This is a genomic window from Campylobacter concisus (assembly GCF_003049065.1).
Classification (GTDB): Bacteria; Campylobacterota; Campylobacteria; order Campylobacterales; family Campylobacteraceae; genus Campylobacter_A; species Campylobacter_A concisus_BE.
Window position 1 is genome coordinate 36,525 of record NZ_PISC01000012.1, and the last position, 14,240, is coordinate 50,764.

A 14,240-nucleotide genomic window follows, 5' to 3' on the forward strand; every position below is an offset into this window, starting at 1 on the left:
TTAATTTTATTTTTAAATTTAAGCGTTAAAATCTCTGAAAATTAATAAAAAAGGATAAGAAAATGTGTAAAGACTGCGGTTGTTCAATGGGAAATCACGCCCATACTCACACTCACGCTGATGGTACTACTCACTCACACCCACACACTCACGACGGGCATACAGATCACGCTCATGACGCACACGAGCATAGCCACGAGGCTCACGCGCACCCTGTGCTAAACGAGAGCAAAACCATAGACGTGATAGAGAAAATTCTTTCTGAAAACGACAAAGAGGCAGCTCACAACAGAGCGCATCTTGATGAGAAAAAGATACTTTGTGTAAATTTGATGAGTAGCCCAGGCGCTGGCAAGACTACACTTTTGGAGGCTACGATAAAGGCTGGTAAATTTAAAATAGGCGTAGTTGAAGGTGATCTTGAGACTAACCAAGACGCTGACCGCATAGTAAAAGCTGGCGCAAAAGCTCATCAGATAAGCACAGGTCAGACCTGCCATTTAGACGCTTTTATGGTGCATGAGGGGCTTCATCATCTGCCACTAAATGAGCTTGATCTAGTCTTTATAGAAAATGTTGGAAATTTAGTCTGCCCTGCAAGCTACGACGTTGGCTCGCACTTTAACGCTGTACTTCTTTCAGTGCCAGAGGGCGATGACAAGGTGAGCAAATATCCAGTGATGTTTAGGGCTGCTGACGTGCTTTTGATCACTAAAGCTTCGCTTGCGCCGCACTTTGACTTTGATATCGAGCGAGTGAAAAACGACGCTAGAAAGCTAAATCCAAAGGTTGATATCTTTGTCGTAGATAGCAAAACAGGCGAGGGCATCGATAAATGGATAAGTTATTTGGAATTTAAAAAAGAGCTAAGATAATGTGTCTTTCGATCCCTTCAAAAGTAATAGAAATAGACGAAAACAACGTCGCCACAGTTGAGACTCTGGGCGTTACTAGAAAGGTAAGCCTAGATCTCATCTCTGAAGAGGTAAAAGTTGGCGAATACGTGCTAATCCACGTTGGATACGCTATGCAAAAGATCGATACGCAGTTTGCGCTTGAGAGCTTGGAGGTCTATCAAAAGATCGCCGAGGATATGGACGCGGGGAAAATTTGATGGATCTTATCAATGACTTTCGCGATAAAAATTTAATCCTAGCCCTTTCAAAACTCATACAAAAAGAGAGCGTAAAACCGCTAAATATCATGGAAATTTGCGGCGGTCACACGCATAGCATTATGAAATTTGCACTGCCAAGCTTAGTTGGAGAGCATATAAATTTCGTCCACGGCCCAGGCTGTCCAGTCTGCGTGATGCCAAAAAGCCGCATAGATGAGGCTTGTAAGCTAGCCAGCATGGATAATGTGATCTTTTGCACGCTAGCTGACATGCTAAGAGTGCCTGGCTCAAAGACAAGCCTGCAAAAGCTTCGCGGCGAGGGGCACGACATAAGGGCGCTTTACACGCCACTTGATGCGCTAAATATCGCTAAGCAAAATCCAGACAAAAAGGTCATATTTTTTGCCATTGGCTTTGAGACGACGACTCCGATGAGTGCAAATTTGGTTGAAAAAGTGGTGCAAGAGGGCATTAAAAATTTATACTTTCACATAAATCACGTGACCGTCCCAGCTCCAGTCAGAGCCATAATGAGCGATGAAAACGTGAGGATAGACGCATTTTTAGGCCCAAGCCATGTAAGTGTCATCACTGGAAGTAAAATTTACAAAGAGCTAGCGAGCGAGTTTAAAAGACCGATAGCCATTAGCGGTTTTGAGCCGCTTGACATCATGGCAAGTGTGCTAAATTTAGTCCGTCAGCAAAACGCAGGCACTTATGAAGTCTATAACGAGTATGCAAGAGCGGTTAAAGAAGAGGGCAACGTCAAGGCAAAAGAGCTCATAGCTAAGTATTTTGAGCCGTGCGACTTTGTCTGGAGAGGCCTTGGAGAGATAGCGCAAAGCGGCATGAAGCTAAAAGAAGAGTTTGCCTATCTTGATGCCAGAGTGCAGTTTGACTGCAGCGTAGAGAGCGCCGGAGAGAGCAAAGCTTGCATTTGCGGGCAAATTTTAAGAGGGCTAGCAAAGCCGACAGAGTGCAAGGTCTTTGGCAAGGTCTGCAACCCGCAAAATCCGATAGGATCGTGCATGGTCTCAAGTGAGGGCGCTTGTGCGGCATATTTTAAATACGCAAGAGTTGGTTAAGGAATTTAATGAAAAAGATAATGCTAAGCCACGGCGGCGGCGGCGAGGAGATGAACTCGCTTATAAACGAGACGATATTTAAAATTTTTGATAACGAAATTTTAAGGCAGAGCAACGACTCAGCGATACTAAATTTAAACGGCAAGATCGCATTTAGCTCCGATAGCTTTGTGGTAACTCCCATTTTTTTTAACGGTGGCGACATCGGCAAGATCGCGGCTTGCGGCACGATAAACGACCTTGCGATGGTTGGAGCAAGCGCAAAATACCTAAGTTGCTCGCTCATCATTGAAGAGGGGCTAAGTATAGAAGAGCTTGAAAAGGTGCTTGGCTCGCTTGCAAAAACTTGTAAAGATAGCGGCGTGAGCGTAGTTTGTGGCGATACGAAGGTCGTGCCAAAGGGCAAATGCGATAAAATTTTCATAAACACAGCAGGCATCGGCGAGATAGTTTGCGAAGGTGTGGAGCTTAAAAATTTAAAAGCAGGAGCAAAAATTCTCATCTCTGGAGATGTTGGCAGACACGGCGGTGTGGTGCTTGCTGCAAGAGAGGAATTTGAGCTTGGGCTTGATCTAAAAAGTGACTGCAAGAGCCTAAAAGAGGTTGTCTTAAAGCTGTTTAGTGCTGGCATAAAACCACAAACTATGCGTGATGCGACAAGGGGCGGACTAAGTGCGGTGCTAAACGAGTGGGCTAAATTTAGCAAATTTGACATCTTAGTTTTTGAAGAAAACATCAAGGTCGCAGACGAAGTGATGGGCGTTTGTGAGCTATTTGGATTTGAGCCTTATGAGCTTGCAAATGAGGGCACTTTTGTGATGGCTGTCGATGAGAGCCAGGCTGAGGATGCGCTTAAAATTTTAAGAGAATTTGATCAAAATGCGATGATAATAGGCGAGGTAATGGAGGCCAAAAACGAGCGTGTCATCATCGAAAACGCCTATAAATCAAGAAGATTTCTCGAGCCGCCAAAGGGCGAGCTGCTACCAAGGATCTGCTAATGCACGAGCTTAGTATCGTTCAAAATTTAGTCAGCCTTTGCGAGAAAAATGCCGCCAAAGAAAATGCCAAAGAGATAAGCAAGATCGAGATAAAAGTTGGCCGTTTAAGCGGAGTGGAGCCACACTATCTGGAGAGTGCATTTGACGTTTATAAGGCTGGCACGATCTGCGAAAACGCCGAGCTTGTCATAAATTTACAAGGCATTGTCGTAGAGTGTTTGGATTGTGGATTTGGCGGGGAGCTTAGCGAAAATGACTTTACTTGTCCAAAGTGTAAAAGTCAAAATTTAAAGGTTACTGACGGCGAGGATATGTATCTTATGCGCCTTGAGATGAAGTAAAATTTTACGTATTATAATGCATAAAATTTTATGAATTTATTGATTTTTATGGATAGTTTTAAATTTTTCTCAATCAAACGCCTAAAGAGCTATAAAAACGAGCAAGAGCATAAAAAGAATTTTTGTTAATGCAGGCTGGCTGCAAAGCTTGATATTTTAGAAATTGCCGCTAGAAATTTGGCTTTTAAGGCTTTAGTGGATAATAACAAGGTAGATATTTTAAGCTCTTTTGGCGGCTACTTTGAGCTAGATGATCTCTTTGTCTCAAAGCAAACTTTTGGATTTTGGGCGAAAATCATCGATGAAGCCAAAATCCACAATGATATCGTCAATCTTGATAAGCTTGATTTTAAAAAGTATTCTAAATTTAACCGCAAAAATAAACTTTTAAACTATCAAAAAGTAAAGATTTTATATGACCTTGCTGTTAAAATTCGAAACCGAGCATTTTCATTTTGAAAATCTTTATAAGCTAAATGACGATCAAACGCCGAGAATTTCAACTTGTGTTGGTAAAACTTTAGTAGGCATCGAACCGCAAATGTTGGATGGTTTTGTCAATGAAATGTTTTTTTTGACAAAAAACCAGCAAGATATCTAAATAATTGGCGGACAAACTCCGCCCTAAATTTTGTAAAAGTCAGACTAAACAATATTTTTACGTAACACTTTACTCAAATATCAAAAACGGAGCTTGCAGGACGTTTCTGATTATCTTTAGTGGCGAGAGCAGGGCGTCTTGCAAGATCTGCGTCGAGTACTCTGGCTTTTCAGTCGTGCCTCGTATGGCGATGACGGTTGAGAGCGAGCGGTCTTTGCCAAGGATGATTTGGTTGATAAGCGGGATCTTGTCGATGATGCCGCTTGCGTCTTTTAGTATCTTTAGCTCAAGGTCGATGTTTATCTTTTTACTCTTTAGATCGATAGTGCCGCGTCCGCCGATATCTGCGCTCGTGCCTATCATCTCAATGGCTAAAAACTCGATCAAGTCGCCCTTTCTAGTTAGTAAAATTTTGCCGTTTTTAACAGTAAAACCTTTGTCGTTAAAGTCAGGTGTTTTAAAGCTAAGAAGCGACGGCACCGAGTTTAAAAAGCTTAAGAGTCTTTGATAAAAGATGTAGTCTTTTAGATACGTGCCAAAAAATCTCACCTCAGCCTTGAAATTTTTAGAGTTTTCTCCAAGCATTTTTAGGCGAAATTTACCGCCCTCAAAGCTCTTGGTGCCTAAAAGACCATTTATAAACTCGCCACTTATATCAGTTGCGTCTAAATTTATGCTTTTCTCATCGCTAAAATATCCAACTCTGCCTTGTTTTGCTAGTCCATTTAGCGAGGTGCTTTTACCATTTTTCTCGGCACTAAAGCTAGTAAATGGCAAGGTTTTGTTTAGATCTTGCAAGATGATGTCGCCATTTTTTGCAAAGAGCTCAAGTGGCGTGCTTTGCTCTTTTGTGCTGTTGTCATCAAGCACAAGCAAATTTAGGTCGTTGCTCTTGGCTTCTATGCCTTTTTCGGCGATATTTAAAGAGAGTTTTTTGCTCGCACTTTGCACTTTTACGCCAGCCTTTGAGACCGTGATCAAAAAGTCGTCACTATCATATTTTGAGCCATTTTTATCCAAAAACGGCATGTCAAATTTAAGCCCTTTTGCCAAAATTTCAAGATTAGTAAAGTCCTTGCTCTTTATGCTCACATCTTCAAAGCCAAGCACGCCATTTTGCTTTAAAACTGGGGAGTTTTGCATGATGAAGTTGCTATTTTTCGTAGCTATCATGCTCTCATCACCAAAGCTTAAATTTAGCCTAAAAGGCTCAATGCTAAGCGTGGTCTCACTTGGCTTACTAAAGTCAAGAAGTGCAGTAAATGGCTCATTTTTAAAGGCTAAAATTTCATCATTTTTTTCTTTTAGATCAAAACTTTCTATGACGCCTTTTATCTCGCCGGTGCTTTTTTGTAAATTTATATCTGCTTTTGCATTTGCTCTGAAAAAATCAAGCCCAAAGCCGCTTGCATCGATGTTTAGCACAGAAGTATTTACAAGCTTTACAAGGGCACTTTTAGCGTTAAATTTACTCCCAGCGATATCTAAAACCGCGTCACTTATCTTAAAATCGCCATTTGCGATGACGCTTTTTTCATCAAAATTTTCTAAGCTCTTTTCATCAAGCTTTATCAAAATTTTTAAGCTAGCGTCCATTTTGCCGCTTAGCTGCCTAACTGGCACGATGATCTTATAGGCTCTTAATATATCATTTATAGCCTCATCATAAATGGAATTTGTCTTTATAAAAAGCTCCAAATTTGCGCTCTTTTCATCAAAAATGTTGTTTATCGCGACGTTTGAGCCATCAAGCTTTTTGCCCTTATAAACAGGCGCTGTAAGGTCAAATTTAAGCTTTGAGTTATTAAGCGTGATATTTGCCTCAGCGACATTTACTGCTGGCAAGCCTTTTTCAAATTTAACAAGTAAATTTTTAGCATAGGCAGTCGCATTTAGCTCGTTTAGATAAAAGTCATTTTTGGCAATATCGACCTTTCCGTTTATCTCATTTAGATGATAGTCGTTTGCCACGATGTAGCCATATATCCAGCTTTTTACCTCGCTGTTTAGCTCTATGCGCCTATCAAGCTCGTCTATGAAGTCCTTGATACTACCAGCGTTTACGTCGTAGGCTTTGTAGGTTAAAAGCGTATCTTTTAAGGCAAAGCTAAGCTTGCCATTTAGCTCGTGCGAGGTGAAATTTCCATCAAATTTATAGTCATCCTTGTCAAAATTTGCACTGCCTTCGCCGCTGATGCTTACGTTAAAATCTTTAAGGCTCAAATTTTTTACTATAAAGCGATCGACGCCATCTTGCTGCTCGTTTTGAAATTTGATATCGATGTTTAGATAAGGGCTATCAACGAAAAATATATCATCTAAAAATAAAATTTTGATCTTAAAATCATCGCCGATTTGCACGCTCTCAAGCGAAATTTCTTGAAAAAAGGTCTCAAGATAATCAACACCTTGACTAAGGTTTAAAAGTTGCTTGTCGCTAGCTTTTTGCTCTGTGTTTTGTTTAAATTTAGGTAGCTTGATCTGCTTTGCCCTTACAATTATTTTTTTATCTAACTTTATATATAATTGCTCCAATTTTACGCCGTAAAACTCGAAATCGTTAATTTTTATGCCGTATTTTAAAAGCAAAACAATCGAAAGAATTAAAATGATAAAAAATTTTATAAAAAAGCCATACCTAGATATTTTCTTTGATATCGTACTCATAGTTGTCCTAAGCATATTTGTCTATTTGGCACGCCCCATAAACACGAGCAAAGTCGTCTTTGTGCCAAAAGGGAGTGTAGGCGAGATTATATCTTATTTAGCTAATCGCAACTTTAACTTAAGCGCGATCGACAAGTATGCCATGCGCTTCATCGGCTCGCCTCAGTCTGGCTGGATCGAGATAGGCAAAGATAAAATTTCAAGGATTGATTTTTTAAAAAAATTAGCCAAGGCAAAGGCAGCGATGACCGAGATCACTCTCATCCCTGGCGAAACTACTATCGTTTTTTTAAACCAGATAGCAGCCCAGCTTGGACTTGACGGAGCTAAGCTAAATAGCGAGTATAACGCCCTTGCGCCAGTAAGTGATGGCTTTTTGATGCCAAATACTTATAAAATTCCAGTTGGCATCAGCGAGAGGCATCTAGCATATTACCTCGTAAATTCATCCAAAAAGGCGCAAAGCGAGATCAGCAGAAAAATTTTTGGCGAATACAACGAGAAAAAGTGGTTTAAAATTTTAACCATCGCCTCTATCATCCAAAAAGAGGCCGCAAACGACGCTGAGATGCCACTTGTCGCCTCAGTCATCTATAACCGCCTAGATAAGGGCATGAGACTGCAGATGGATGGCACGCTAAATTATGGCATCTACTCGCACGATGTGATCACGGCTGAGCGCATAAGAAGCGACATGAGCGAGTTTAACACCTATCTAAACGACGGCATACCGCCAAGTCCAGTCTGCTGCGTCTCTATAAGTGCGATAAAAGCGGCGATAAACCCTGCAAAGAGCGATTATTTATACTTTGTGCTTGATAAAAAGGCGAAAAAACACATTTTTTCAAAAACCTTAAGCGAGCACAATCAAAATATCGCAAAATAGGGCTAAAATACAACTAGCTTTAATAAAAAACGTGATAAATTTCAAAAAATCAAAAGGGCTAAAATGAGTGACATTATCTGGACTAAAACTGACGAAGCACCGCTATTTGCAAGCTACTCTCTCTTTCCTATCGTTAAGAGCTTTTTATCCCGCGCTGGCATTAGTATAACTAGGGCTGACATAAGCCTAGCAGGGCGAATTTTATCTCTTTTTAGCAAAGAGCTTGGACTAAACAAGGCCGATGAGCTAGAGCTTTTGGGTGAGCTAACCGCGCACAAAGAGGCAAATATCATAAAACTGCCAAACATCTCAGCCACGCTCGTTCAGCTAAAAGCGGCTACCCATGAGCTTAGAAGCAAGGGCATAAACGTGCCATTTTATCCAGACGAGATCATCACAGACTACGACGAAGAGGTCGCTAAAAAATATGCAAAAGTGCTTGGTAGCGCTGTTAATCCAGTGTTAAGACAAGGAAACTCAGACAGAAGAGTTTTGCCTCCGGTTAAAGAATTTGCCAAAAAGCACCCACATAGCAACGGCGACTGGGACAAGGCAAATAAAACTAAAATTTGCTACATGCAAAAGGGCGATTTTTACGAAAATGAGCGCTCAATCATCGCAGAAAAAGATGAGAAATTTTATATAAATTTTATAAGTTTAGATGGCAAAAAAGAGCTTTTAAAAGAGCTTGCCGTCCAAAGTGGCGAGATAGTTGATGCTACATATTTAAGCGCAGATGAGCTGGATAAATTTTATGAAAGCTGTTTTGAGAGCGCGCTAAAAGAAAATTTGACCCTTAGCTTGCATCTAAAATGTACGATGATGAAGGTTAGCGACCCAGTCATCTTTGCACACGCGATAAAGAGCTACTTTAAAGAGGTTTTTGAGCTATTTGGTGAAGAGTTTAAGGCTCACGGCGTTGAGGCAAAAAATGGCTTAAAAGATATGTTTTCTAAAATTTCAACTCTTAAAAATAAAGATGAAATTTTGGCTAAATTTGATGAAATTTTGAGCAAAAAAGCAAAAATTTGGGCACTAAATGAAAGTGCTAGCAACTTTGACGTGCCAAATGACGTCATCATCGACGCCTCCGTGCCTGCGCTCATTAGAAACTCTGGCAAGGTAAAAGATAAGGACGGCGAGCTAAATTTCTCACTTTGTATGATCCCAGATAGGACTTATGCTAGGGTTTATGAGGCCTGCGTGGCAGACTTTAAGGAGCATGGCGCGCTTGATGTGAGCAATATTGGCAGCGTGGCAAACGTGGGGCTAATGGCTAAAAAGGCCGAGGAGTACGGCAGTCACGATAAGACCTTTATCGCAAAAGAGGACGGAGAATTTGTTGTTTTTGATGAAGCTGGCGAGAGTGTCTTTAAATTTAGCGTCAAAAAGGGCGATATCTTTAGAATGACGCAGGCAAAAGAAGATGCGATAAATGCGTGGTTTGAGCTTGCTTTAAAAAGAGGCGAAATTTCAAAAGATGAGCTTATATTTTGGCTAGATAGCAGCCGTGCTCACGATAGAAATTTGATAGCTAAATTTGACAAATTTAGAGATAAATTTGCTAGTGCTGGCGTGAAATTTGAAATTTTAAACTACGAGCAAGCAACTAAAAGATCGCTTGAAGCAATAAGAGCTGGCAAAAACGTCATAGGCGTCACTGGCAATGTTTTAAGAGACTACCTAACTGATCTTTTCCCGATATTTGAGCTAGGCGGCAGCTCAAAAATGCTCTCAGTAGTGCCACTACTTACTGGTGGAGCGATGTTTGAGACTGGTGCTGGCGGGACGGCTCCGACGCTTGTAAAAGAGCTAAAAGAGAGAAATCACCTGCTTTGGGACAGCCTGGGCGAGTTTTTAGCGCTTAGTGCTTCGCTTGAACATCTAGCGTTTTTTAGGCAAAAAAAAGAGGCAAAAGAGCTAAGTGACGCGCTAAATAGGGCTGTTGCTAGCTATTTAGACGAAAATAAAACGCCAAATGCCACTCTTGATACCAGAGAGTCGCACTTTTATCTAGCGCTATTTTGGGCGAGAGAAATGGCAAAAAGCGGTGGAATTTTAAGCAAAATTTTTAAAAATTTAGCAGACGAGCTAGAAAAAAACGAGAGCGAAATTCTAAAGCAGATCAGAGAAAAAGATGGTTCAAGCGTGGAATTTGGCGGATACTACCTGCTAGATGAAGCAAGAGCTAATGAGGTCATGAGACCAAGTGAAATTTTAAATCAAATAATAGGATAAGAGATGAAAATAAGTGTAGTTGGGGCTGGAAACGTCGGTGCTAGCATAGCATATGCGCTTTGTATGAGAGAGCTTTGCGATGAGATCGCGCTTGTAGATATATTTGGCGACGTGGCGCGCGCAAAAGCGATCGATCTAGCGCAGTCAAGCTGCGTCTTTAACGCAAAAACAAGCGTTTGTGGTGGCGATGATTTTGTGCTCATTGAAGGCAGTGACATCGTCATAGTCACAGCTGGAAGCCCAAGAAAAGAGGGTCAAACTAGAGAAGATCTGCTACTTAAAAACGCCGTTGTCGTAAAGCAAACAGCGCAAAAGATAGCTGAATTTGCCAAAAACGCAGTGATAATAGTCGTCACAAATCCGCTTGATGTGATGGTCTGGACGGCTCATAAATTTAGCGGTTTTAGCAAAAACAAAGTGATCGGCATGGCTGGCGAGCTAGATAGCGCAAGGTGCAGATATGAGCTAGCGCTTTTAAAAGACAAAGACGCTAGCAAGCTAAGAGCAAAGATCGTCGGCGCTCACAATGACGAGATGATCGTCGCTCAAGAAAATATCAACCTAAATTTAAGCGATACCGAGCTAGAAACCCTTAAAAAAGAGACAAGCACAGGTGGCGCAAAGATAGTTAAGCTTCTTGGCACTTCAGCTTACTACGCACCAGCGGCCGCAGCTGTGAAGATGTGCGAGATGATCGTTGGTAAGAGCGATGAGATAATAAGCGCTAGCGTGCTAATAGACGATGAGCTAAGTTGCGGCAGGTTAGTAAGGCTCGGACGTGATGGCTTAAAAGAAATTTTAGAGCTAAATTTAGACGAAGACGAGCAAGAGCAACTAAACAAAAGTGAAGCTGAAATTAGAAAAAATATCAAATTTTTAAAAGAAAACTTAGAGTAGGAAGATATATGATCGTAAAAGAAAATGTCCCAGTTTGGGTCGATGAGAGCAGGTGTAAGGCCTGTGATGTCTGCGTGAGCTACTGCCCAGCAGGCGTGCTAGGTATGAGGCTTGAACCAAAGGCGGTGCTTGGCAAGATGATAGAGGTGGTCTATGCTGACTCATGCATAGGATGTCGTGACTGTGAGCTTCACTGTCCTGATTTTGCCATTTATGTGGCTGATAAAGGCTTTAAATTTGCAAAGCTAACGTCTGAAAGCAAAGAGCGAGCTGCAGCCGTAAAGGCAAATAAATTTGCAAAACTTGGAGAGAGCGCATGAGAGAGGTAGTATCAACTGGAAATGCCCTAGTAGCAAGGGCTGCGGTCGAGTGTGGCTGTAACTTCTTTGGCGGATATCCTATCACTCCAAGCAGCGAGATCGCCCACGAGTTAAGCGTGCTTTTGCCAAAACATGGCGGCACATTTATACAGATGGAAGATGAGATAGCTGGAATTTCAGTAGCTCTTGGTGCAAGTGCGAGCGGTGCTAAAGCGATGACTGCAAGTTCTGGTCCTGGAATTTCACTAAAGGCTGAGCAAATAGGCCTTGGCTTTATCGCTGAGATACCGCTTGTCATCGTAAATGTCATGCGCGGTGGCCCTTCAACTGGTCTGCCTACCCGCGTCGCACAAGGCGATATCTTGCAGGCTAAAAACCCAACTCATGGCGATGTAAATATGATAGTGTTAGCGCCTAGTAGCCTAGAGGAGTGCTATACGCAAACCGTGCGCGCCTTTAATCTTGCAGCTAGGTTTATGACGCCAGTTATGCTGCTACTTGATGAGACGATAGGCCACATGCAAGCAAGAGTTAGTTTGCCTGAGATTAGCGAGCTAGAAATTTATAAAAGAAAAGAATTTAGTGGCGAGCCAAAAGAGTATAAACCATACGAGGCGGCACCAGACGCGTCAGCCACGCTAAATCCTTTCTTTAAAGGCTATCACTACCATATAACTGGGCTTCATCACGGCGCAACTGGCTTTCCAACAGAAGATGGCAAGATCGTTGAATACTCGATGAATAGGCTGTTTAATAAGATAAATTTACACACTGATGAGTGCGAGAAATTTGAAGAGTTTATGCTAAATGACGCTGAAATTTGCATCATCGCCTTTGGTAGCGTGGCTCTCTCAGCCAAACAAGCGATATTAAATTTACGTGAAAAAGGGCTAAAAGTAGGGCTATTTAAGCCACTCACACTTTTTCCAGCTCCAGCTAAAAAGCTAAAAGAGATATCAGATAAATTTAAGAAAATTTTAGTCTGCGAGCTAAATTTAGGCCAGTATAGTGGTGAAATTTCAAAGATCATCTTAAGAGATGACTTTGCAAAACTGCTAAAAGCAAACGGCAGACCAATAAGCCCAAGCGAGATCGAGGCGAAGATAGGAGAAATTTATGGCTTTTAATTACGATAAATATTTACGAACAGATAAAATGCCTACTCTTTGGTGCTGGGGCTGTGGCGACGGCGTCATACTAAAGGCGCTCATCCGCGCTATCGATACCATGGGCTGGGATATGAACGATGTTTGCGTGGTCTCAGGCATAGGCTGCTCTGGCCGTTTTAGCGGATATCTTGACTGCAACACCATACACACAACTCACGGCAGAGCCGTAGCTTACGCGACTGGCGTAAAGATGGCAAACCCAGACAAGCACGTCATCGTGGTAACTGGCGACGGCGACGGACTAGCGATCGGAGGCAACCACACGATACACGGATGCCGCCGAAATATCGGGCTAAATCACATCTTAATCAACAACTTCATCTACGCGCTAACCAACTCGCAAACCAGCCCAACCACGCCAAAGGGCATGTGGACGGTCACAGCGCAATACGGCAACATCGATCCTAGCTTTGATGCCTGTAAGCTCGCAACTGCCGCAGGTGCTAGCTTTGTTGCGCGTGGAAGCGTCATCGAGCCGGAGAAGCTTACAAAGCTCTTTGTAGAGGGCTTTAGCCACGATGGATACAGCTTTTTTGATGTATTTTCAAACTGCCACATAAATTTAGGTCGCAAAAACAAAATGGGCGAGGCGGTGAAAAATTTAGAGTGGATAAAGGGCCGCACGACGAGCAAGGTCAAATTTGACATGCTAAGTGACGAGGAGAAAAAGGGCATTTTCCCACTTGGCGTGCTGCACAAAGATGAAGAAAAGATCGAATACACCAAGGCTTACAACAAGGTAAGAAGGGCTGCAATGAGCAATGAAGCGATAAATTTTGAGGAGCTAGCATGAAGTCACAACTAAGATTTGTCGGCGTTGGCGGACAGGGCGTCATACTAGCTGGCGAGATCCTCTCAGCTGCTAAGATAAAAGCAGGCGGATACGGCGTCAAGGCATCTACCTACACATCTCAGGTGCGTGGCGGTCCAACGAAGGTCGATATCATACTTGATGAGAAAGAAATTTTATATCCTTACGCAAACGAGGGCGAGATAGACTTTATGCTTGCTACCGCGCAGATAAGCTACAACGCCTTTAAAAGCGGCGTGAAAGAGGGCGGAGCGATCGTTGTTGAGCCAAATTTGGTAAAAGTAAGTGATGAAGACAAAAAGCGCTGGAAAATTTATGAAATTCCTATCATTTCTATCGCAAAAGACGAGGTCGGTAATGTCATTACTCAAAGCGTCGTGGCTCTTGGTGTGGCTGTGGCGATGAGTAAATGTATGGACGAAAATTTAGTGCGTGAAGAGATGCTAGCAAGCGTGCCAGCTAAGGTCAAAGAAGCAAACGCAAAAGCTTACGAGCTAGGCCTAAAATACGCAAAAGAGCTTTTGAAATAAATTTTTGGCTAAATTTAAATTTAGCCAAAACCTCCCAAAATGGATCAGATAAAACTAGAAAATTTCCGCAAAGAATATGGCTTTGAGATGCCGATCGTTAGGAGCTTGTCGCTTGATGAGTGCTTAAAGATAAGAGAGAGTTTACTTCATAAATTTAGCCTAGATGATATAGATGAGTTTTTTAAGATAGATAAATTTAGCAAGCTTGATGGCTTTAATGCGGACGAAGAAAATTTTGATCTCAAGACCGCTTTTAACGAGCTTGGCATAACCACACCAAATGAAATTTGCATAAATTTTAATAAATTTGAGAACATTGATATTTTGCGCTTTGATGATCTTTTTAAATTTTTTAGCGATATCTGGTATCCATCACTTGATGACATTGAGATATTTGATATAAATTTAAGCTTCATTGTCTTGGTTAGACATTATGGAGCTATCTATTATTTTATTTTCTAACTATTAAAAATTTACAAATTTATATAATTTTTGATAATCATACGATTTTTAACCCATTTAAATTTATTAGTTTTAATTATTTATTTATATTTAAGTAATATCCTCAAAAATACGT

The 14,240-nt window shown here is 41.6% G+C and carries 15 protein-coding genes; 14 read left to right on the forward strand and 1 reads right to left on the reverse strand.

Annotated features, from left to right (window positions below):
* Positions 1-62: 62 nt before the first annotated feature.
* From hypB to CVS81_RS10065, 6 genes are all read left to right on the forward strand, one after another.
* Positions 63-875, forward strand: a complete 813-nt coding sequence (hypB, locus tag CVS81_RS09060) for a hydrogenase nickel incorporation protein HypB (RefSeq protein ID WP_021093192.1) — start codon at positions 63-65, stop codon at positions 873-875.
* On the forward strand, positions 875-1,114 hold the full coding sequence (locus CVS81_RS09065; protein WP_009293878.1) for a HypC/HybG/HupF family hydrogenase formation chaperone: 240 nt from the start codon (positions 875-877) through the stop codon (positions 1,112-1,114). Before hypB ends, CVS81_RS09065 begins: the two co-directional genes overlap by 1 nt.
* A complete protein-coding gene (gene hypD, locus CVS81_RS09070) occupies positions 1,114-2,202 on the forward strand; it encodes a hydrogenase formation protein HypD (protein ID WP_107965761.1) in 1,089 nt (362 codons plus the stop codon). Before CVS81_RS09065 ends, hypD begins: the two co-directional genes overlap by 1 nt.
* Before the next feature lie 8 nt (positions 2,203-2,210).
* Positions 2,211-3,203, forward strand: a complete 993-nt coding sequence (hypE, locus tag CVS81_RS09075) for a hydrogenase expression/formation protein HypE (RefSeq protein WP_103595992.1) — start codon at positions 2,211-2,213, stop codon at positions 3,201-3,203.
* The gene (gene hypA, locus CVS81_RS09080; RefSeq protein ID WP_021085088.1) at positions 3,203-3,544 is read left to right on the forward strand and encodes a hydrogenase maturation nickel metallochaperone HypA; all 342 of its coding nucleotides are present in this window, start codon (positions 3,203-3,205) and stop codon (positions 3,542-3,544) included. Before hypE ends, hypA begins: the two co-directional genes overlap by 1 nt.
* A 195-nt stretch (positions 3,545-3,739) precedes the next feature.
* The gene (locus CVS81_RS10065; RefSeq protein WP_234399553.1) at positions 3,740-4,003 is read left to right on the forward strand and encodes a hypothetical protein; all 264 of its coding nucleotides are present in this window, start codon (positions 3,740-3,742) and stop codon (positions 4,001-4,003) included.
* Between the two features lie 211 nt (positions 4,004-4,214).
* Here the strand turns inward: CVS81_RS10065 and CVS81_RS09090 are convergent, their stop codons facing one another.
* Positions 4,215-6,680 carry an AsmA-like C-terminal domain-containing protein gene (locus CVS81_RS09090; RefSeq protein ID WP_107965772.1) on the reverse strand — a complete coding sequence of 822 codons (2,466 nt, stop codon included), beginning with the start codon at positions 6,678-6,680 and terminating at the stop codon, positions 4,215-4,217.
* Between the two features lie 73 nt (positions 6,681-6,753).
* Here CVS81_RS09090 and mltG point away from each other — a divergent pair, with 73 nt between their 5' ends.
* The 8 genes from mltG (at position 6,754) to CVS81_RS09130 (ending at position 14,125) form a co-directional block, all read left to right on the forward strand.
* Entirely contained in the window at positions 6,754-7,698 is a 945-nt protein-coding gene (gene mltG, locus CVS81_RS09095) for an endolytic transglycosylase MltG (RefSeq protein WP_103602545.1), read from the forward strand.
* Between the two features lie 63 nt (positions 7,699-7,761).
* Positions 7,762-9,936, forward strand: a complete 2,175-nt coding sequence (locus CVS81_RS09100) for an NADP-dependent isocitrate dehydrogenase (protein ID WP_107965762.1) — start codon at positions 7,762-7,764, stop codon at positions 9,934-9,936.
* Positions 9,937-9,939: 3 nt separating this feature from the next.
* A complete protein-coding gene (locus CVS81_RS09105) occupies positions 9,940-10,833 on the forward strand; it encodes a lactate/malate family dehydrogenase (protein WP_107965763.1) in 894 nt (297 codons plus the stop codon).
* An 8-nt stretch (positions 10,834-10,841) separates the two neighbouring features.
* Entirely contained in the window at positions 10,842-11,153 is a 312-nt protein-coding gene (locus CVS81_RS09110) for a 4Fe-4S dicluster domain-containing protein (protein WP_107965764.1), read from the forward strand.
* On the forward strand, positions 11,150-12,280 hold the full coding sequence (locus CVS81_RS09115; protein ID WP_107965765.1) for a 2-oxoglutarate synthase subunit alpha: 1,131 nt from the start codon (positions 11,150-11,152) through the stop codon (positions 12,278-12,280). The genes CVS81_RS09110 and CVS81_RS09115 overlap by 4 nt, the downstream gene beginning before the upstream one ends.
* Entirely contained in the window at positions 12,270-13,115 is an 846-nt protein-coding gene (locus tag CVS81_RS09120) for a 2-oxoglutarate ferredoxin oxidoreductase subunit beta (protein ID WP_107965766.1), read from the forward strand. Before CVS81_RS09115 ends, CVS81_RS09120 begins: the two co-directional genes overlap by 11 nt.
* On the forward strand, positions 13,112-13,663 hold the full coding sequence (locus CVS81_RS09125; RefSeq protein ID WP_021091297.1) for a 2-oxoacid:acceptor oxidoreductase family protein: 552 nt from the start codon (positions 13,112-13,114) through the stop codon (positions 13,661-13,663). Before CVS81_RS09120 ends, CVS81_RS09125 begins: the two co-directional genes overlap by 4 nt.
* Before the next feature lie 39 nt (positions 13,664-13,702).
* Complete coding sequence (locus tag CVS81_RS09130; RefSeq protein ID WP_107965767.1) at positions 13,703-14,125, forward strand: heat-shock protein; 423 nt, start codon at positions 13,703-13,705, stop codon at positions 14,123-14,125.
* Positions 14,126-14,240: the final 115 nt, after the last annotated feature.